Annotated in this window: 19 protein-coding genes; 8 read left to right on the top strand and 11 right to left on the bottom strand. The window is 58.1% G+C overall.

The annotated features are described in order from the left end of the window. Positions 1 to 44: 44 nt before the first annotated feature. The 7 genes from yidC to AB5Y82_RS09210 form a co-directional block, all read right to left on the bottom strand. A complete protein-coding gene (gene yidC / locus AB5Y82_RS09240) occupies positions 45 to 1,691 on the bottom strand; it encodes a membrane protein insertase YidC (RefSeq protein WP_111900872.1) in 1,647 nt (548 codons plus the stop codon). A gap of 5 nt (positions 1,692 to 1,696) precedes the next feature. Continuing rightward, positions 1,697 to 1,945, bottom strand: coding sequence for a membrane protein insertion efficiency factor YidD (gene yidD, locus AB5Y82_RS09235; protein WP_010672280.1), 249 nt, complete (start codon positions 1,943 to 1,945; stop codon positions 1,697 to 1,699). Next, complete coding sequence (gene rnpA, locus AB5Y82_RS09230; protein ID WP_005339313.1) at positions 1,912 to 2,271, bottom strand: ribonuclease P protein component; 360 nt, start codon at positions 2,269 to 2,271, stop codon at positions 1,912 to 1,914. The genes yidD and rnpA overlap by 34 nt, the downstream gene beginning before the upstream one ends. After that, entirely contained in the window at positions 2,271 to 2,405 is a 135-nt protein-coding gene (gene rpmH / locus AB5Y82_RS09225) for a 50S ribosomal protein L34 (RefSeq protein ID WP_005307156.1), read from the bottom strand. Before rpmH ends, rnpA begins: the two co-directional genes overlap by 1 nt. Positions 2,406 to 2,675: 270 nt before the next feature. Then, a complete protein-coding gene (locus tag AB5Y82_RS09220) occupies positions 2,676 to 3,410 on the bottom strand; it encodes an amino acid ABC transporter ATP-binding protein (RefSeq protein WP_005339311.1) in 735 nt (244 codons plus the stop codon). 12 nt (positions 3,411 to 3,422) lie between these two features. Beyond that, positions 3,423 to 4,091 (bottom strand): amino acid ABC transporter permease, encoded by a 669-nt coding sequence (locus tag AB5Y82_RS09215; protein WP_013724235.1) that lies wholly within the window; start codon positions 4,089 to 4,091, stop codon positions 3,423 to 3,425. After that, a complete protein-coding gene (locus tag AB5Y82_RS09210) occupies positions 4,092 to 4,850 on the bottom strand; it encodes an amino acid ABC transporter substrate-binding protein (RefSeq protein WP_005339308.1) in 759 nt (252 codons plus the stop codon). 311 nt (positions 4,851 to 5,161) lie between these two features. Here AB5Y82_RS09210 and dnaA point away from each other — a divergent pair, with 311 nt between their 5' ends. From dnaA to gyrB, 4 genes are all read left to right on the top strand, one after another. Next, positions 5,162 to 6,532 (top strand): chromosomal replication initiator protein DnaA, encoded by a 1,371-nt coding sequence (gene dnaA, locus AB5Y82_RS09205; protein ID WP_005339307.1) that lies wholly within the window; start codon positions 5,162 to 5,164, stop codon positions 6,530 to 6,532. An 83-nt stretch (positions 6,533 to 6,615) separates the two neighbouring features. Further along, on the top strand, positions 6,616 to 7,719 hold the full coding sequence (gene dnaN / locus AB5Y82_RS09200) for a DNA polymerase III subunit beta (protein WP_005339306.1): 1,104 nt from the start codon (positions 6,616 to 6,618) through the stop codon (positions 7,717 to 7,719). Between the two features lie 2 nt (positions 7,720 to 7,721). Continuing rightward, positions 7,722 to 8,825, top strand: coding sequence for a DNA replication/repair protein RecF (gene recF, locus AB5Y82_RS09195; RefSeq protein WP_159142771.1), 1,104 nt, complete (start codon positions 7,722 to 7,724; stop codon positions 8,823 to 8,825). Beyond that, positions 8,822 to 11,233, top strand: coding sequence for a DNA topoisomerase (ATP-hydrolyzing) subunit B (gyrB, locus tag AB5Y82_RS09190; protein WP_111900874.1), 2,412 nt, complete (start codon positions 8,822 to 8,824; stop codon positions 11,231 to 11,233). The genes recF and gyrB overlap by 4 nt, the downstream gene beginning before the upstream one ends. Positions 11,234 to 11,338: 105 nt before the next feature. Here gyrB and AB5Y82_RS09185 read toward each other — a convergent pair whose 3' ends face one another. Next, on the bottom strand, positions 11,339 to 12,298 hold the full coding sequence (locus AB5Y82_RS09185; protein ID WP_111900875.1) for a helix-turn-helix domain-containing protein: 960 nt from the start codon (positions 12,296 to 12,298) through the stop codon (positions 11,339 to 11,341). Further along, complete coding sequence (locus AB5Y82_RS09180) at positions 12,295 to 13,149, bottom strand: MBL fold metallo-hydrolase (protein WP_234888395.1); 855 nt, start codon at positions 13,147 to 13,149, stop codon at positions 12,295 to 12,297. Before AB5Y82_RS09180 ends, AB5Y82_RS09185 begins: the two co-directional genes overlap by 4 nt. Positions 13,150 to 13,429: 280 nt before the next feature. Here AB5Y82_RS09180 and AB5Y82_RS09175 point away from each other — a divergent pair, with 280 nt between their 5' ends. Together AB5Y82_RS09175 and AB5Y82_RS09170 are read left to right on the top strand one after the other, a co-directional pair. Next, on the top strand, positions 13,430 to 13,843 hold the full coding sequence (locus AB5Y82_RS09175) for an Hsp20 family protein (RefSeq protein ID WP_005339298.1): 414 nt from the start codon (positions 13,430 to 13,432) through the stop codon (positions 13,841 to 13,843). Between the two features lie 92 nt (positions 13,844 to 13,935). Then, positions 13,936 to 14,376 carry an Hsp20 family protein gene (locus tag AB5Y82_RS09170; RefSeq protein WP_111900876.1) on the top strand — a complete coding sequence of 147 codons (441 nt, stop codon included), beginning with the start codon at positions 13,936 to 13,938 and terminating at the stop codon, positions 14,374 to 14,376. Between the two features lie 72 nt (positions 14,377 to 14,448). Here AB5Y82_RS09170 and AB5Y82_RS09165 read toward each other — a convergent pair whose 3' ends face one another. Beyond that, a complete protein-coding gene (locus AB5Y82_RS09165; RefSeq protein WP_111900877.1) occupies positions 14,449 to 15,699 on the bottom strand; it encodes a valine--pyruvate transaminase in 1,251 nt (416 codons plus the stop codon). Positions 15,700 to 15,992: 293 nt separating this feature from the next. Here AB5Y82_RS09165 and AB5Y82_RS09160 point away from each other — a divergent pair, with 293 nt between their 5' ends. Then, the gene (locus tag AB5Y82_RS09160) at positions 15,993 to 16,226 is read left to right on the top strand and encodes a hypothetical protein (protein WP_111900878.1); all 234 of its coding nucleotides are present in this window, start codon (positions 15,993 to 15,995) and stop codon (positions 16,224 to 16,226) included. On the opposite strand, the gene AB5Y82_RS09155 is transcribed toward AB5Y82_RS09160, so the two are convergent. Continuing rightward, positions 16,156 to 16,980 carry a helix-turn-helix transcriptional regulator gene (locus AB5Y82_RS09155; RefSeq protein WP_111900879.1) on the bottom strand — a complete coding sequence of 275 codons (825 nt, stop codon included), beginning with the start codon at positions 16,978 to 16,980 and terminating at the stop codon, positions 16,156 to 16,158. The two genes, AB5Y82_RS09160 and AB5Y82_RS09155, sit on opposite strands and share 71 nt — an antisense overlap. Positions 16,981 to 17,072: 92 nt before the next feature. Here AB5Y82_RS09155 and AB5Y82_RS09150 point away from each other — a divergent pair, with 92 nt between their 5' ends. Then, positions 17,073 to 18,200 (top strand): multidrug effflux MFS transporter, encoded by a 1,128-nt coding sequence (locus AB5Y82_RS09150; RefSeq protein ID WP_111900880.1) that lies wholly within the window; start codon positions 17,073 to 17,075, stop codon positions 18,198 to 18,200. Positions 18,201 to 18,203 lie beyond the last annotated feature (3 nt).

Raw genomic sequence — 18,203 nt, 5'->3', positions numbered from 1 at the left:
AAAAAGGCGGCCCGAAGGCCGCCTCTTTTGTCATCACGGGAAGATTAGCTGCGTGAATGCAGTCCTTTCTTCTCCAGCTGACGATAGATGATGGTCTGCTGGATGATGGAGATGACGTTGCTCACCAGCCAGTAGAGAGTCAGGCCAGCCGGGAACCAGAGGAACATGAAAGTGAAGATGATCGGCATGAACTGCATCACTTTCTGCTGCATCGGGTCGGTTACGGTGGTCGGGCTCATCTTCTGCAGATACCACATGGAGGCACCCATGAGGATTGGCAGCACGAAGAAGGGGTCCTTCACTGACAGGTCAGTGATCCACAGGGCAAACGGCGCGTGACGCAGTTCAACGGACTCCATCAGTGCCCAGTAAAGGGCGATGAAGATCGGCATCTGAACCAGGATCGGCAGGCAGCCACCCAGCGGGTTGACCTTCTCCTTCTTGTACAGCTCCATCATGCCCTGAGACATCTTCTGGCGGTCATCGCCGAAGCGCTCGCGCAGGGCCGCAATCTTGGGTTGCAGCATGCGCATCTTGGCCATGGAGGTGTACTGGGCCTTGGTCAGCGGGAACATGATGCCGCGTACCAGCAGGGTCAGCATGATGATGGCCAGACCCCAGTTCTGGACGAAACCGTGGAACACGGTCAGCAGCCAGTGCAGCGGTTGGGCGATGAACCAAAGCCAGCCGTAGTCGACGGTCAGGTCGAGGTGGTTAGCCACCTTGGCCATCTGGTCTTGCAGCTTGGGACCAACCCACAGCTTGCTGGTCACTTCGGCCTGTTGGCCGGCAGCCACGTCAACCAGCGGCGCCTTGTAACCGATGATGGCCTGGCCTTTACCAGGGATCACACGGCTGTAGAAGCTGTTGGTATCGTCGGCATTCGGTGCCCAGGCAGAGACGAAGTAGTGTTGCAGCATGGCGACCCAACCACCCTTGGTGGTCTTGTTCAGGTCGGCATCCTTCATCTCGTCGAAGGTGTACTTCTTGTAGCGGGTATCTTCAGTGGAGAAGGCACCACCACGGTAAGCGCTGGCTACCATGGCATGACCTTCCTGATCCTTCGGCGTTGCTACGGTCTGCTTCAGCTGACCATAGAACTGCACCTGAACCGGCTCGGCAGATTTGTTGTCGATCTTGTAATCAACGCCAACGGCATAGTCGCCACGCTTGAGGATGAACTCCTTGGTGAAGACCACGCCCTTGCTGTCGGTCCAGGTCATCGGAACGACGACTTGATCCTGACCATCGGCCAGCTGATAGCTGGTCTGGGCGGCTTCATAGGTAGGACGACCTTCGGCCTGACTGTCCGGACCGTTGCGACCCACCAGACCGCTCTGGGCGATATAGAGGTGCTCTGGCTGGCTGGTCAGCAGCACGAACGGTTGGTCCTTGCCCTCTTCCAGTTTGTGAGACAGCAGTTCGGCAGACACGACGTCACCACCCTGGGTATCCAGGGTCAGCTTGAGCACGTCAGAAGAGACAGTGATCAGCTTGCGTGCGGCAGTCGCGTTGGCTTGCTCGGAAACCTGAGGAATATCACCGGTCTGACCGGCTTCAGGTACGAAATGTTCGGTTTGGGCCACGGTAGTCGGGGCCGGCTTCGGAGCCTTGTCGGACTCCCACTGTTGCCAGAGCAGAAAGCTCACGAACAGCAAACCGATCAGGAGTAGATTGCGTTGTGATTCCATAGTCTTCAGTTTCTTCGCTTTGGTTGCGGAACCGGGTCATAACCACCCTCGGATAAGGGATGGCATTTTAATAGACGTTTGCTAGCTAACCAAACGCCTTTTATGAAACCGTGAAGTCGGATGGCTTCTATCGCAAATTGGGAACAAGTTGGAGTAAAACGGCAGCGCGGCCCGAGCAGAGGGCTAATGATTAGCTGATACAGGCGTATCAGTTTGATAGCTACCCATTGCAACGGCGTGACAGAGTGCGCCATAGCTTTTCCAGTAACTTGAACAGTTCCTCGTTATCCATCTCTTTCACACCGGCCTTGGCGATCACCACGATGTCGATAGCAGGCAGCTGATGTTGTTTGAGGCGGAAACTTTCCCGGACCACCCGTTTGACACGGTTACGCCAGACGGCACGCTTGAGTGCTTTTTTGGGCACAGCGAGACCAAGACGAGAGTGTTCGAGTGAATTGGGGCAGGCGAGAAGCGTAATTTGCGGGGAAGCAGCCCGGACAGGCTCGGCGAAAACGCGTTTGAAGTGTTCGGGAGTTAACAGACGTAACTCCCGAGAGAAGGTGTGCTGGGTAGGCATTAAACTACCAGACGGGCACGACCCTTGGCACGACGAGCGGCCAGAACTTTACGACCGTTGGCAGTTGCCATGCGGGCGCGGAAACCGTGAGAGCGCTTGCGCTTCAGGTTGGACGGTTGAAAAGTACGTTTCATGATTCGATTCCGTATTTCTGTACAGTTTTGATTGTCACACTTAGCCGACGCGCCAGCTATAGCGTGTGACGACTAGCAAAAGAGGCCGAATTCTAAACAGAGTTCGGCTTTTAGTCAATCCGCCGTTCCCTCTCATCCTGCCATGGTCTTGAAAAGGCCACTGCCGAGCGTGAGGATCCAGAGGATCAAGGGCTCCGGATTATACTGGCAACCCGGGGTTAAACAAGGGATCCCTCAATAAAAAAGGCGGCCAGGCCGCCAAAGAGAGAGCTATTTAAGGACTTTCCGCAAGAACTCCCGGGTACGGGGATCCTTGGGATCGACCAATATCTGATCCGGCGGGCCCTGCTCGACGATCCGCCCTCCTTCCATGAAGATCACCCGATCGGCAACATCACGAGCAAATTCAATCTCATGAGTCACCACCACCATGGTCTGGTGCTGGCGGGCCAACTCTTTCATCAGTCCCAAAACCTCGTCGACCCACTCGGGATCGAGGGCCGAGGTGGGCTCGTCAAACAGGATCACCTTGGAGTGGGCCGCCATGGCGCGGCCAATGCCGACCCGTTGTTGCTGGCCGCCGGAGAGAGACGCCGGATAGGCATCCTGCTTGTCGGCGAGACCAATGTCCTTGAGGATGCCGAGCGCTGTGGCACGGGCCTCCGCTTTTGGCTGCTTCCAGACGGTGATCAGCCCTTCGGCGATGTTGTCGAGCGCTGTTTTGTTGGCAAAAAGGGCGTAGTTCTGGAACACGAAGGAGGCCCGTTTGCGCAGCTCGATCGCCTGCTGTTCGCTGGCCTTGGCCAGATTCAGCTCGAGATCGTCGATGGCAAGGGTGCCCGCATCCGGGGTCTCCAGCAGGTTCAGGCAGCGCAACAGGGTCGACTTGCCGGTGCCGGAGGGGCCGATGATGACGACAATTTCCCCCTTTTTGACCTCCAGATCGATGCCGTTGAGCACCTGATTGCCGTGATATGCCTTGGAGAGGCCGGTTAGCTTGATCATGAGAGCCCTCCTTTAATAGGCACGGTTGAGACGAATTTCCAGCAGATGCTGCAAGCGGGTAAAGAAGATCACCACTACCCAGTAGATCAGCGCCACCGCCATAAAGCTCTCGAAGAACTTGAAGGAGGAGGAGGCTTCCATCTGCGCCTTGCCCATGATCTCGGCCACCCCCAGGGTGAAGGCCAGCGAGGTGCTCTTGATCATATCGATGAAGTAGTTCATCAGTGACGGGGTGGCGATACGTGCCGCCTGCGGCAGGATGATCCGCTGCATCGCCTGATAACGGCTCATGCCGATACTGAGCGCCGCTTCCATCTGGCTTTTGTGAATGCCGAGGATGGCTGCGCGGATCGACTCGGCCATGTAGGCGGCGAAGTGCAGGGTCAGACCGACGATGGCGGCGGTAAAGGCATCCATTCCCACGAAGATCGGGAACAGTTGCGGCAGTCCGTAGTAGAGCAGGAACAGCTGAACGAGTAGCGGTGTACCCCGAAAGAACGAGATATAGAGCATCGCCAGCCAGTGAATCGCAGGGACGCGAAACACCCGTACTATCGCCAGGGCCAGCGAGAGTACGAGTGCCAGCACGAATCCCCACAGGGCCATTTCCATCGTGGTGCCCAGGTATTTGAGCAGGATGGGAAACAGCCCCAGCGTGTATTCGAGGTCAAATTCCATCATTTATTTGTCGGTGATGTCGGAAGCGAACCATTTCTCGGAGATCTGACGCAGGGAGCCATCCTTGCGCATGGCGGTCAGAGCCTCATCGACCTTCTTCAGCAGCGCCTGCTTCTCCGGGGTCTTCAGGAAGGGCAGGGCGTTCTCGATAGTCTCGAACGGTGCGCCAGCCTGTTGCAGCGGCAGCTTGGACTCTTTGATCAGCTGGGCGGTGGAGACGCGGTCCATCACGAAGGCATCGATGCGACCCAGGGCGACATCCTGCTCGAAGGCGGAGTCATAGGTGCGGATGTCGATCTTCTTGTTCGGGTCGTTCTTGCGCAGCAGCTCTTCGAAGTTGGAACCCAGGTTCACGGCCACCTTCTTGCCTTCCAGATCCTTGATACCGTGAATGGTGCTGTTGCCCTTGCGTACCACAATCTGGGCGCCGTCATAGACGTAAGGCTGGGAGAAGTCGTACTTCGCCTTGCGCTCGTCGGTGATGGTGATCTGGTTGGAGATGGTGTCGATGCGGCCGGTTTCCAGCATGCCGAACAGGCCGGAGAAGCTGGCGGTCACGAATTCGACCTTGTAGCCGGTGCGCTCGCCGATCTGGTTCCACATATCCACTTCAAAGCCTTGCAGCTTGTCCTGCTTGACGAAAGTGAACGGGAAATATTTGCCGGACATGCCGACCTTGATGGTCTCCTGGGCGATGGCCTGACCGGACAGGGTGGCGAGCAGGATGGCTGCGCCGGAAATCAGTTTGATGGATGTTTTCATGGTGTTTCTCTCTCTCAATGTCTTGTATTTGTAGTTGTAATAACTGGTTTGGCCCTGATGTTATTGGAATAAAATTTAAAAAATAAATGACATTTGGTTATATGAAATAACAGGAGAGAAGCACGGGATCGACCAATCAGGACGGTGGATCAAGCTGTGGGTAACTTTGGGGATGAAATCCGATCCAAAGGCGCTGGATCCTTGAAAGTCAAGGATCTTATTTGCTGGATCCACCGGGCGATGGCTGGAGATCCGGCGGCTAAAAACGTAGAATAGCCGGTCTTTAGTTAATCAATCGACAGGAGTTTAGAGTGACTGCTTCGCTATGGCAGCAGTGCCTTAACCGGCTGCAAGATGAGTTGCCCTCGGCAGAATTCAGCATGTGGATCCGGCCGCTTCAAGCGGAGTTGAGTGACAATACTCTGACCCTGTATGCACCGAATCGCTTTGTTCTGGACTGGGTACGAGACAAGTATCTCATCCGGGTTAACGGCATCATCAACGAACTCTGCGGGGTCGACGGCCCCGCCCTGCGTTTTGATATAGGCAATCGTCCCCATCCTGTTGCTGTCGCCAGAGCGCCGGTACAGGGTGCCGCGCCTGTGAATAACTTGCAGAAGAGCTGGGAAAGCAAGGCTGAAGCCAAGCCCGAGCCGAACCACAAGAGCAACACCAACGTGAACTATACCTTCGAGAATTTCGTCGAGGGTAAGTCCAACCAGTTGGCGCGTGCGGCTGCCCGTCAGGTAGCGGACAATCCGGGTGGTGCTTACAACCCGCTGTTCCTCTATGGCGGCACCGGCCTGGGTAAAACCCACCTGCTGCACGCCGTTGGCAATGCCATCAAGGAGAGTAAAAAAGATGCCAAAGTCATCTATATGCACTCCGAGCGGTTTGTTCAGGACATGGTGAAAGCGCTGCAAAACAACGCCATTGAAGAGTTCAAGCGTTACTACCGCAGCGTCGATGCCCTGCTCATCGATGACATCCAGTTCTTCGCCAACAAGGAGCGCTCCCAGGAGGAGTTCTTCCATACCTTCAATGCCTTGCTGGAAGGTAACCAGCAGATCATCCTGACCTCGGATCGCTATCCGAAGGAGATCAACGGTGTCGAGGATCGCCTCAAGTCCCGCTTCGGCTGGGGCCTGACCGTGGCGATCGAGCCGCCTGAGCTGGAGACCCGCGTCGCGATCCTGATGCGTAAGGCAGACGAGAACCAGATCCATCTGCCGGACGAAGTGGCCTTCTTCATTGCCAAACGTCTGCGATCCAACGTCCGTGAACTGGAAGGCGCCCTCAACCGGGTGATCGCCAACGCCAACTTCACCGGCCGTGCCATCAACATCGATTTCGTGCGTGAAGCGCTGCGCGACCTGTTGGCACTGCAGGAGAAGCTGGTCACCATCGACAATATCCAGAAGACGGTGGCGGAGTACTACAAGATCAAGCTGGCGGATCTGCTCTCCAAGCGTCGTTCCCGCTCCGTTGCCCGTCCGCGCCAGCTGGCGATGGCTTTGGCCAAGGAGCTGACCAACCACAGTTTGCCGGAGATAGGTGATGCCTTTGGTGGCCGTGACCACACTACCGTTCTTCATGCCTGCCGCAAGATCGAGCAGCTGAAGGAGGAGAGTCACGACATCAAGGAGGACTATTCCAACCTGATCCGTACTCTTTCTTCCTGATAACGGAATCGAGTGGACAGATGCAGCGCGAATATTCCAACCTGATCCGAATCTTTTCCTCCTAATCACAACGGAGAGCACAGATGCAGCTCGAAATTAGCCGTGAGGCCCTGTTACGTCCTCTGCAACTGGTGTCCGGCGCCCTCGGCGGCCGACCGACCCTGCCGATCCTCGGCAACGTGCTGCTTGATGTCAGCAACGGTCTGCTGTCACTGACCGGTACCGATCTCGAAGTAGAGATGATCGGTCAGGTCTATCTGAACGGGGCCAGCGAAGATGGCCGCACCACAGTACCGGCGCGCAAGCTGCTGGATATCTGCCGTGGTCTGCCGGAAGGCGCCGAGATCCGTCTCAATACCGAAGGTGAGCGCCTGATCATCCGGTCCGGTCGTTCTCGCTTCAACCTCTCGACCCTGCCGGCAACCGAGTATCCGAACATCGAGGATTGGGAATCCGTGCTCGAGTTCGATATCAGCCAGCTGGAGCTGAAGAAGCTGATCGATGCGACCCAGTTCTCCATGGCCAGCCAGGATGTACGTTACTACCTGAACGGCATGCTGTTCGAGAGCGAAGGTCACGGTCTGCGCACCGTGGCGACCGACGGTCACCGTCTGGCCACCTGCCGCCGCGAGGTAGTAGGGGAATCGCTGCCCGATCATCAGGTTATCCTGCCACGCAAAGGGGTACTGGAGCTGGTGCGTCTGCTGGAGGCGGAAGACAAGCCGGTGCGGCTGCAGATCGGTCGCAGCAACCTGCGTGCTGCGCTGGACGGCTTCATCTTCACCTCCAAGCTGGTGGATGGCCGCTTCCCGGACTGGCGCCGCGTCATTCCGCGCAACAGCGACAAGGCCCTGATCGCCGGCCGTGAGGATCTGCGTCAGGCGTTTGCCCGCGCCGCCATCCTCTCCAACGAGAAATTCCGTGGGGTGCGTCTCAATCTGCAGGAAAACCTGCTGCGCATCACCGCCAACAACCCGGAACAGGAAGAAGCCGAAGAGCTGCTTGACGTACAATATGCCGCTGGCGAGATGGAGATCGGCTTTAACGTCTCTTATGTGCTCGACGTGCTGAATACGTTAAAATGTGACCAAATTCGGATTAGCCTGAGCGATTCCATCAGCAGTGCCATTATTGAGGATTTTGAACATCAGGATGCTCAGTACGTGGTGATGCCGATGCGGATCTAGTCGTGTCCCTGGTCAAACTCCAGCTCAGCGACTTTCGCAATATCCAGCAAGCCAGTCTCAAGCTGTCGCCCGGCCTCAACATTCTGGTCGGGTGCAATGGCAGCGGCAAGACCAGCGTGCTGGAAGCCATTCACTACCTTGGTCTGGGGCGCTCCTTTCGCACTCATTTGACCGGGCGGGTTATCCGCCAGGGGGAGCGGGCCTTTACCCTGTTTGCCCAGTGCGAACTGGAGGGGCGTCAGGTACCGATCGGTCTTGCCAAAGACAAGAGTGGCGAGACCCAGCTCAAGATTGCCGGGGCGCAGGCCCAGCGGCTGGCCGATTTGGCGGAGCTGTTGCCGGTGCAGTTGATCCATCCCGATGGTTTCAACCTGCTGACGGGCGGGCCTCAGGCTCGCCGCGCCTGGCTCGATTGGGGCGTTTTCCATCAGGAGCCGACCTTCTTTGCCCTGTGGGGGCGAGTGCGGCGGCTGCTGAAACAGCGCAATGCACAGCTGCGCCAGAGCACCCAGTACCGCCAGCTGGCGTTCTGGGATCAGGAATTGGTGCGGCTGGGGGGTGAGCTGGCCGAGTTTCGCGCCAGTTATTGTCAGGCCATTACGCCCCTGATCAAGGAGATGACGGCGGATTTTCTGCCGGAATTCGATATCAGTCTCGGCTTTTACCGTGGCTGGGAGAAAGATACTCCCCTCGGCGATCTGCTGGAGGCGGGGTTTGAGCGGGATCGGGCGCTGGGCTATACCGGTGTCGGTCCACAGAAAGCCGATGTTCGCCTCAAGGCGAACGGGGTACCCGCTCAGGATATTTTGTCCCGGGGTCAGTTGAAGTTGCTGGTCTGCGCCATGCGACTGGCCCAAGGGCTCTATTTGAATCAACATAGCAGCCGTGGCTGTATTTTTTTAATTGACGATTTTGCCTCTGAACTGGATGTCGACAAGCGCCGCTTGCTGGCCGCAAGGCTAAAGCAGTGTGCGTCCCAGGTGTTTATCACCGCCATCGACACCGGTCAGCTCGCAGACATGATGGATGCGAATGACTGCAAGTTGTTCCACGTGGAACAGGGTAAAATCTCCGAAACGTTAGAGAAGGCAGAGAGTAAGCTATGAGTGAAAATACTTACGACTCCTCGAATATCAAGGTGCTGAAGGGCCTGGATGCGGTCCGCAAGCGCCCGGGGATGTATATCGGCGATACGGATGATGGCTCGGGTCTGCACCACATGGTGTTCGAGGTCGTCGATAACTCCATTGACGAGGCGCTCGCTGGCTACTGCTCCGATATTCTGGTCAAGATCCATTCCGACGGTTCTGTCTCTGTGCGTGACAATGGCCGGGGTATCCCGGTAGACATGCACGAGGAGGAGGGCCGCTCCGCCGCAGAGGTCATCATGACCGTGCTGCACGCAGGCGGTAAGTTTGATGACAACTCCTACAAGGTATCCGGCGGCCTGCACGGCGTGGGTGTCTCCGTCGTTAACGCCCTCTCTGACAAGCTGTTGCTGACCATTCGTCGTAACGGTCACGTCTACGAGCAGACCTATCATCTGGGTGAGCCACAAGCGCCGCTCAAGCAGATTGGCGACAGCACCGGCACCGGTACCGAAGTTCGCTTCTGGCCGAGCCCTGCCATTTTCAGCGATACCCTGTTCCACTACGAGATCCTGGCCAAGCGCCTGCGTGAGCTCTCCTTCCTCAACTCCGGTGTCTCCATCCGTCTGCAAGACGAGCGTGATGGCCGCGAGGCGCATTTCTGCTACGAGGGTGGCATCAAGGCATTCGTTGAATACCTGAACCAGAACAAGACCCCGATCCACCCGAAGGTGTTCCATTTCACCACCGAGCAGGATGGTATCGGCGTTGAAGTGGCGATGCAGTGGAACGACGCCTATCAGGAAGGGGTCTACTGCTTCACCAACAACATCCCGCAGCGGGATGGTGGTACTCACCTCGTTGGCTTCCGTACCGCGCTGACCCGTACTCTGAACTCCTATATGGACAAAGAGGACTACAGCAAGAAGGCCAAGTCTGCCGCCAGTGGCGACGACGTACGTGAAGGTCTGATTGCCGTTATCTCCGTCAAGGTGCCGGATCCCAAGTTCTCCTCCCAGACCAAGGACAAGCTGGTCTCTTCCGAAGTGAAGACCGCCGTTGAACAGGCGATGGGTGAGAAGCTTGCCGACTTCCTGCTGGAAAACCCGGGCGATGCCAAGATCGTGGTCAACAAGATCATCGATGCGGCCCGTGCCCGTGAAGCGGCCCGCAAAGCCCGCGAACTGACCCGCCGCAAAGGCGCGCTGGATATCGCCGGTCTGCCCGGCAAGCTGGCTGACTGTCAGGAAAAAGACCCGGCTCTCTCCGAACTCTACATAGTGGAAGGGGACTCTGCTGGCGGTTCTGCCAAGCAGGGTCGCAATCGTAAAAACCAGGCCATCCTGCCGCTCAAGGGTAAAATCCTGAACGTAGAGAAGGCCCGTTTCGACAAGATGATCTCCTCGCAAGAGGTGGGCACCCTGATCACCGCACTGGGCTGCGGTATCGGTCGCGATGAGTACAACCCGGACAAGCTGCGTTATCACAACATCATCATCATGACCGATGCGGACGTCGATGGTGCGCACATCCGAACCCTGCTGCTGACCTTCTTCTATCGTCAGATGCCGGAAATCATCGAACGTGGCTACGTCTACATCGCCCAGCCGCCGCTCTACAAAGTGAAGAAGGGCAAGCAGGAGCAGTACCTGAAAGACGAAGACGCGCTGCTGCAGTACCAGACCGCCATGGCGCTGGACGGTGCTACCCTGCACGTCAACGAGTCTGCTCCGGCTATCGGTGGCGAGGCATTGGAGCGCCTGGTCAACCAGCACCGCTCGGTGACTCACCTGATCACCCGCATGTCTCGTCGTGCGCCGGAAGCGGTACTGACCCAGCTGATCTATCAGCCGGAGTTGAACGAAGCGCTGCTGAACAGCGAGAGTGATCTGCTGGCCTGGTGTCAGGGTATGGAAGCCGTGCTCAACGAGAGCAACCACGGTATCCAGTACCAGATCCAGGTTCGTCGTGACGAAGAGCGCAGCCTGTACGTGCCGCACGCCGTGGTACGTCAGCACGGTGTCGATCGCGAATATCCGCTCAGCTACGACTTCCTGCAATCCTCCGAGTACCGTCAGCTGGTCTCGCTGGGCAAGGAGATCGCCAACCTGATTGAGGAAGGTGGTTTCATCAAGCGTGGCGAGAAGGTCAAACCGGTTGCCAACTTCGTGGAAGCCGTCGAGTGGCTGATGGGCGAAGGCAAGCGCGGCATCTACATCCAGCGCTATAAAGGGCTAGGTGAGATGAACCCGGACCAGCTGTGGGAAACCACCATGGATCCGGAAGCCCGCCGCATGCTGCGCGTCACCATCGACGACGCCGTAGGCGCTGACCAGCTCTTCTCCACCCTGATGGGTGATGCCGTTGAGCCACGTCGTGACTTTATCGAGACCAACGCTCTGCGCGTAGCCAACCTCGACGTTTAATCGACGCTGTCAGCTCGATATAAAAATAGCCGCTCCCTGTGAGCGGCTTTTTGCTTTTCTGGCGGAGGACGTTGCTCGTTCCACGTGGAACATCGAGTCTGTGTATCAGGGGTTTTGGCCACGAAAAGATCGTCGCCACTCGCTGGGGGAGATGGCAAAGCGGGCACGAAAGTGATTGCGCAGAGAGGTAGCACTCTTGAAGCCGACCAGCTCGGCGATGCGATCGATGGAATGGCCGCTTACCTCCAGCAGCTCCTGACTGCGCCTGAGCCGTTCCGCCAGCAGCCATTCACCCACCGAGAGGCCGGTTGCCTGATGAAAACGGCGGGTAAAGGTGCGTCGACTCATCAGGGTGAGATCTGCCAGAGAGTCCAGGGTGTGAGGGTCGGCCAGATGGCCACGCAGGTGGTCGAGCAACTGGTTCATCCGGACATCGCGGGTGGAGGCGGGCACCGGCTGCTCGATAAACTGGGCCTGCCCCCCTTCCCGGTGAGGCGGGATCACCAGCCGCCGCGCCACCTTGTTGGCGATGGCCGAGCCGTGGTACTGGCGCACCAGATAGAGGCAGCAGTCCAGCCCGGCGGCAGTACCTGCCGAGGTGACCAGCCCCTCGTCATCCACATAGAGGGCGTTGGTATCGAGCTGCACGCAGGGAAAGCGGTGGCAGAAATCCTGTTCGTACTCCCAGTGGGTCGATGCCTTGCGACCATTGAGCAGCCCGGCGTAGGCGAGCACATAGGTGCCGAGGCAGAGTCCGACCAGCCGGGCACCTCTGGCTCTTGCGGCAATCAGGGCATCGAGCAGCTGTGCTGGTGGTCGTGCAGCCGGGTCGTGCCAGAAGGGGATGACGATGATCTCCGCCTCGGTCAGCACCTCCATCCCATGGGGAGCCTGAATGGTGAAGCCTTGCGCTGAGTGTGAATGAGGGTTGCCATCGCCGCAGCAGATCTTGAGCTCGAACAGTGGCTGGCCCGGCAGGATATCGCCGAAGATGAGACAGGGGACGGCGCAGTGAAAAGGGCTGAAGTGATCGAAGGTCACCACGGCAACGATCGGGGTGGTCATGGTGTTGGCTCCTCTCTGCGCGCAGACCCCTCATCATAAGCGTTCGGCAGTGAAAGCCGAAGGGCTGGCCCTCCTGCGGGTCGCAGCGATATCGCCTCGCCATCTTCTGGCACCCGTACCCGATCCATCATGCCCCGTTCCGCCAGATAGTCGCGCAGCTCCTGGCGTGACAGCACGGCGTGGTTGACCGCCTCCATATGGCTGGCGAGCAGCGTGGCTTGCGGTGCGGCCTGATAAACGGCGGCGACATCCTCCTTGCCCATGATGATGGAACCGAGTCCGGGCACCTGTGCATCGCCACAGTTGAGGATGATGACCTCGGGCTGATGCTGTTGCAGGGCTTGCTCGACCCGGGGATGCCAGATGGTATCACCGGCCAGATAGAGGCACTGTTCATCGGGGTGGGAGAAGACCACGCCGCACACTTCTCCCATTCGCTCGCCCAGTACCGCCATCAACTGGTCGCTGCCGTGCTGGCCACCGGTCTGCTGCAGGCGAATGCCGGCAAACTCGGGCTGGTCGCTCAGCAGGCGCACATCCTCAAAGCCACTGGCTCGAATGGCATCGGCATCTTTCTGATGTTGTACCAAGAGCGGCAGATGTTTGGGGATTAGAGCTCTGGCGGTGTCATCCCAGTGGTCGGGATGGTCGTGGGTGACGATAACGGCATCCACATCGACCAGCTCATCGATCGGCAGCGGCAGCTCGACCAGCGGATTGCGCAGCTGGCTGTTGGCGGTGCCCTCAAAGCCTGGGAAGGCCCCCTTGGCCGAGAGCATGGGGTCGATCAGAAAGCGGGTGCCGGCATAGTCGAGCAGCAAGGTGGCGTTGCGAACCTGGGTAATCTTCATGGGATGGCTCCATGTTGGCTGGTGGATATGCAACCAATTATGGGAGACGGAGCGAGTTGCCATCAGTGGCCCACGGGTCGATTATCATCACTATCGGGCCAACTGGTTGATGTGCCAAAGGTCGGCGCGGACATTTAAAAAATTTGAAAAAATCCCCTTGAAAGGAAAAAGTGAGCCCCTATATAGGTAACAAGGCCGGAATGCTCGACAGAGGTTTCGACCAGGCGCCCGTCCATTAGGAGGGCAAACAATCCGTTATCGCTCACAAGAGGGTAATACTATGCGTTCTATCGACTTTTCTCCGCTCTATCGTTCTGCCATTGGTTTCGATCGTCTGGCCAATCTCATCGAATCTGCGGCCAGCAATGGCAATGCCGGTTATCCCCCCTACAACATCGAGCAGTTGGGTGACAACGACTACCGCATCAGCATGGCGGTGGCGGGCTTTACCCAGGAAGAGCTGGAGCTGAGCTTCCAGGAAAATCTGCTGACGGTGAAGGGCAACAAGCAGGCCGACACCGGGCGCAACTATCTCTATCAGGGGATTGCCGAACGTGGTTTCGAGCGCCGCTTCCAGCTGGCCGACTATGTGCGGGTGAAAGGGGCCGACCTGAAAAACGGCTTGCTGCACATCGAGCTGGTGCGTGAAGTGCCCGAGGCGATGAAGCCGCGCAAGATCGAGATCAACGGCTGATAGCCTGAATTCACTGAAATTTTAAAATTTCCCGGGTGCCGATGACGGGCCTGTGGAGAGTTGAACCTGTTGCTTTTTAGAAGGATAGGATTATGCGTAACCTCGATTTTTCTCATCTCTATTCCAACGCAGTTGGCTTCGAGCGGATGGCCCGTGAGCTGGAAGGTCTGTTTGAGCAGAAGACCGCCGCTTACCCCCCGTACAACATTGAGAAGCGCGATCAGGATGGCTATCGCATCACGGTCGCCGTGTCTGGCTTCGAGCGCGAAGAGCTGGAGCTGGAGACCGAAAACGGCACCCTCAAGGTGAAGGGGCGCAAAGGGGCTGCGGCCGGTGAGCGTCAGTTCCTCCATCAGGGGATTGCCGAGCGTGACTTCGAGCTCGCCTTCAAGCTGAGCCAGCACGTGGAAGTGCAGGGCGCCAAGCTGGAGCATGGTCTGCTGACCATCGATCTGGCGCGCGAACTGCCGGAGGCGCTCAAGCCCCGCGCCATCCCGATCGGCAAACCCGAGCAGCTGGCGCTGCCCGGCTAAGTAAACCGGATCGCGACAGACAACAAAGGCCTGCATCTGCAGGCCTTTCTGTTTTTGGCTGGCCGGACTGACTTAGCCGGCGTAGAGGGCATTGATTTCGTCGGCCAGAATGGCGATGCCGCGGCGCACCAGCTCCTCGCTCTGGGAGTAGTTGAGGCGGATGCACTCCTGGCTGTGGCGCCACTCAGGGTCATCGATACCGGGGAAGAAGTAGTGACCCGGCACGATCAGCAGGTTCTTCGCCTTCAGTCGCTCATAGAGCTCCTGACAGTGGATCGGCAAATCTTCAAACCAGAGCCAGAGGAAGAGGGCCCCTTCCGGCTTGTGAATGTGGAAGCGCGGGTCGGGGATCGCTTCGCGCAACTGCTGCACCGCCAGCTCCGCCTTCTGCTGATAGAAGGGCTTCACCACCTGTTCGCTGAGGGCGATGATCTCGCCGCTCTCGATCATCGGGATGGTGATAGCAGGCCCCAGACTGCCCGGCGCCAGATTGATGATGCCGCTCAGGTTGGTGATGGCCTGAATGATCTTCTCGTCAGCGATGACGATGCCGCAGCGGGTGCCCGGCAAGCCGAGCTTGGAGAGGCTCATGCAGAGGATGGTGTTGGTGTTCCAGAATGGCTTGGCTTCGCTGAAGATGATGCCCGGGAAGGGGACGCCGTAGGCGTTGTCGATCAGCAGCGGAATCCCCTTGTCGCGGGCGATCTGATCGAGGTGTTCGATCTCTTCGTCGGTCAGCACATTGCCGGTGGGGTTGGTGGGGCGAGAGACGCAGATCACCCCGATATCGTCACCCACCTGCAGGCTCTCGAAATCCACGTGGTACTTGAACTGGCCATCGGGCAGCTTCTCGATGGTGGGCTTGTAAGCCACGAAGTAGTCGTCGGCCAGCGCCGAGTCGGCATAGCCGATGTATTCGGGGGCGAGCGGGAACAGCACCTTCTTCTTGCGGCCATCAGCAAATTCACCGGCCAGCAGGTTGAACAGGTAGAAGAAGGCATTCTGGCTGCCGTTGGTCAGGGCGATATTGCGGGCTGAGATATCCCAGCCCAGCTCCTTGCTGAGCAGTCCGGCTAGCGCCCTGGTGAACCTGTCTTTGCCCTGTGGGCCATCGTAGTTGGCCATCGCTTTCACCAGTTCGCCGTTGTCGAGCAGGGTTTTGGCCTCGGCCTGAAAGCGCTCCAGCATGGCGGGGATCGGGGCCGGATTGCCGCCACCCAGCATGATGGCGTCCGGATTGGTCAGCCCCTGATTGAGGTCATCCATGAGTTGGGTAATGCCGGCGTGGCGAGTGAACTTCTCGCCGAACAAGGAAAATTCCATTCAGTGACAGATCCAGATTTGAGTTACGGGGATGTAGCACCATAGCTCAGTTTAAAAGCGGGTGTCGATCAAAAAGATGGAACGTTCCACGTGGAACATGGTGCAAAAATCAAGCGTGGTTAAAATCACCAACTGTTGGTTTAAAAATGACTGGGCGGGATGCATTTTGCGACTCAATTTGGTATTGCAAGATAGTTAATTTAAACAAAATCATCATGTTATGAATTGCATGAGGATTGGCACAACTATTGGAATAGCTATCTGGTCATCTCAACCATACCGGAGCAAACCAGATGAAAATCCTGATCGCTACCCTGATTGTGAGTGCCCTGAGCCTGAACGTGATGGCCAACGAAAACCCGCGGCCCGAGCTGGAGAGAGCCCAGCTGGAGCAGGATGTGCAGAGCGAGTTGCAACAGGCATCCCATGCCGTGGTGCAGGATGCGCTGCACAACCTCAAACCGCTGGCGCTGGATACCCTGGTGGTGGAGGCGAGCCAGGCTGTGGCGACTCACCCTGAGAGTTGAGGTAGCGCAGGGGGGTCTGTCCCGTATGTTGTTTGAAGAAGCTGATAAAGGCGCTGTCGCTGGAGAACTCCAGCGCAGCGGCAATCCGGCTGATGGACTCGCTTTCTGCCAGCAGCTCCATGGCGCGCAACAGTCGCCACTGCTGGCGCCACGCCTGATAGCTCATGCCTGTCTCCCGCATAAAGATGCGGCCAATGGTCTTGTCACTGGCGCCTATCTGTCCGGCTAACTGATTGAGCCGCTCCGGCAGGGCATCCCCCCGCTTTAACCGCTGTAGCCAGTCGCCCAGTCTGGGATCGGTTGGCAGCGGCAACTGCCACGACTCCCGCGGCGCCTGCCCCAACTCCTCCATAAACAGTGCCACCGTCTGTTGTTGCTGCTCTTGCGGTTTGTCCCACGGCCAGAGTGCCATCCGTTCGATCAGTTCGTGCAGCAGCGGATTGACCGCCAACACCTCTACCGTGCCGGGCAACTCGGGGTATGGCTGGAAGTAGAGAGAGCGGTAGGCCACCACACCGCGCATCAAGATCCTGTGGGCGGTGCCCGCTGGCAGCCAGGCAGCGCGGGTGGGCGGTAGCAGGCAGACCCGACCTTCCAGCTCCATGGTCATGCAGCCGGATTGGGCGAACAGCAGCTGATGGCGTTGATGTTGATGCAGGCCCGAGTCGTGCCAGCCGAGGGCGGAGGCAATGCCGATCACGCTGCCAGTCAGCTGGTCGGGGTCAAAAGGATGATCGGGAAGAATAAAAGCCATATGTCCGATTTTTGATGTTTATAGTCCTGCTTATTGTAATCAGACAATCGGCATCTCTCTAGAATGGCGACCTCTTGTGAAGGAGGTTTGTCATGAACAACAAGTTGCCACCGCTCTGGCTGGTGGTGGGATTGATGATGTTTCCCCAGATTGTGGAGACCATCTACAGCCCGGTCCTAACCCACATCTCTACCCAGTTTCAGGTGAGCGAAGGGCAGGCATCCCAGACCCTGTCGGTCTATTTTCTGGCGTTTGCGGTTGGCGTGGTCTGCTGGGGGCGGCTCTGCGATCTGATCGGGCGCCGTCCCGCCATGTTGGCCGGGTTGCTCACCTATGGTGTCGGCACCTTGTTGGCGCTGCTGGCCAATCAGTTTGAAACCCTGCTGCTGGCCCGGGTTATCTCGGCTTTTGGCGCTGCGGTGGGATCCGTGGTGACCCAGACCATGCTGCGCGACAGCTATCAGGGGAGCGATCTGGCGCGGGTCTTCTCGGTGATGGGCATTGCGCTCTCACTCAGTCCGGTGCTGGGGCTGCTCAGTGGCGGGCAGCTGGCGAGCGGGTTTGGCTATCTCGGAGTGTTCAGCGGTCTGCTGATACTGGCGGTAGGTTTGCTGCTGGTGACCTGCTGGCAGTTGCCGGAAACCCGTCCGGCCACCAGCCTGCGAGTCGCACTCTGGCCGCTGGCGTGCCGGATGATGAAGGATGGCGGACTCTGGCGCAGTGCCATGTTGGTCGCCCTGTTCAACACCATGCTGTTTGGCTACTACAGTCTGGCCCCCTTCCTGTTTGCCGGATTGGGATTGAGCACCGGCGAGTTTGGTTACTCAGGGATCTTGCTGGCCCTGGCGACTCTGCTCGGCAGCCTGCTCAACAAGCATCTGCTGGGAAGAGGATGGCAGCCGTCATCTCTGATCAGATTGGCTTGCGTGCTGGCGTTGATTGCCGGGCTGCTGGTCTGGGTGAGTCAGGGCGGTCTCTGGTTCCTGTTGCCCATGATGGGTGTGGTGGTGGCCTTCGGGCTGGCTATCCCCAATGTGCTGAGTCAGGCGCTGTTGGCCTATCGCGAGGTGGCTGGCAGTGCTGGCGCCCTGTTCGGGCTTGGCTACTACCTGCTGCTCAGTCTGGGGTTGGCGGTGGCGGCCGGATTGCAGGATCTCGGTCTGTTGCTGAGTGGCTGCGGTCTGCTGGCACTTATTTGCTGCGGGCGTCGTTCCACGTGAAAC

The sequence above is a fragment of the Aeromonas sp. s13 genome (assembly GCF_040907905.1).
GTDB classification, from domain to species: domain Bacteria; phylum Pseudomonadota; class Gammaproteobacteria; order Enterobacterales; family Aeromonadaceae; genus Aeromonas; species Aeromonas veronii.
This window is presented reverse-complemented; position numbering and strand designations above follow the sequence as displayed.

Bases quoted from the DNA above. Each gene is read 5' to 3' on its own strand.
- yidC (WP_111900872.1), bottom strand. From the start codon at position 1,691: ATGGAATCACAACGCAATCTACTCCTGATCGGTTTGCTGTTCGTGAGC.
- yidD (WP_010672280.1), bottom strand. From the start codon at position 1,945: ATGGCGCACTCTGTCACGCCGTTGCAATGGGTAGCTATCAAACTGATA.
- rnpA (WP_005339313.1), bottom strand. From the start codon at position 2,271: ATGCCTACCCAGCACACCTTCTCTCGGGAGTTACGTCTGTTAACTCCC.
- rpmH (WP_005307156.1), bottom strand. From the start codon at position 2,405: ATGAAACGTACTTTTCAACCGTCCAACCTGAAGCGCAAGCGCTCTCAC.
- AB5Y82_RS09220 (WP_005339311.1), bottom strand. From the start codon at position 3,410: ATGATCAAGCTAACCGGCCTCTCCAAGGCATATCACGGCAATCAGGTG.
- AB5Y82_RS09215 (WP_013724235.1), bottom strand. From the start codon at position 4,091: ATGATGGAATTTGACCTCGAATACACGCTGGGGCTGTTTCCCATCCTG.
- AB5Y82_RS09210 (WP_005339308.1), bottom strand. From the start codon at position 4,850: ATGAAAACATCCATCAAACTGATTTCCGGCGCAGCCATCCTGCTCGCC.
- dnaN (WP_005339306.1), top strand. From the start codon at position 6,616: ATGCAGCTCGAAATTAGCCGTGAGGCCCTGTTACGTCCTCTGCAACTG.
- gyrB (WP_111900874.1), top strand. From the start codon at position 8,822: ATGAGTGAAAATACTTACGACTCCTCGAATATCAAGGTGCTGAAGGGC.
- AB5Y82_RS09185 (WP_111900875.1), bottom strand. From the start codon at position 12,298: ATGACCACCCCGATCGTTGCCGTGGTGACCTTCGATCACTTCAGCCCT.
- AB5Y82_RS09180 (WP_234888395.1), bottom strand. From the start codon at position 13,149: ATGAAGATTACCCAGGTTCGCAACGCCACCTTGCTGCTCGACTATGCC.
- AB5Y82_RS09175 (WP_005339298.1), top strand. From the start codon at position 13,430: ATGCGTTCTATCGACTTTTCTCCGCTCTATCGTTCTGCCATTGGTTTC.
- AB5Y82_RS09170 (WP_111900876.1), top strand. From the start codon at position 13,936: ATGCGTAACCTCGATTTTTCTCATCTCTATTCCAACGCAGTTGGCTTC.
- AB5Y82_RS09165 (WP_111900877.1), bottom strand. From the start codon at position 15,699: ATGGAATTTTCCTTGTTCGGCGAGAAGTTCACTCGCCACGCCGGCATT.
- AB5Y82_RS09160 (WP_111900878.1), top strand. From the start codon at position 15,993: ATGAAAATCCTGATCGCTACCCTGATTGTGAGTGCCCTGAGCCTGAAC.
- AB5Y82_RS09155 (WP_111900879.1), bottom strand. From the start codon at position 16,980: ATGGCTTTTATTCTTCCCGATCATCCTTTTGACCCCGACCAGCTGACT.
- AB5Y82_RS09150 (WP_111900880.1), top strand. From the start codon at position 17,073: ATGAACAACAAGTTGCCACCGCTCTGGCTGGTGGTGGGATTGATGATG.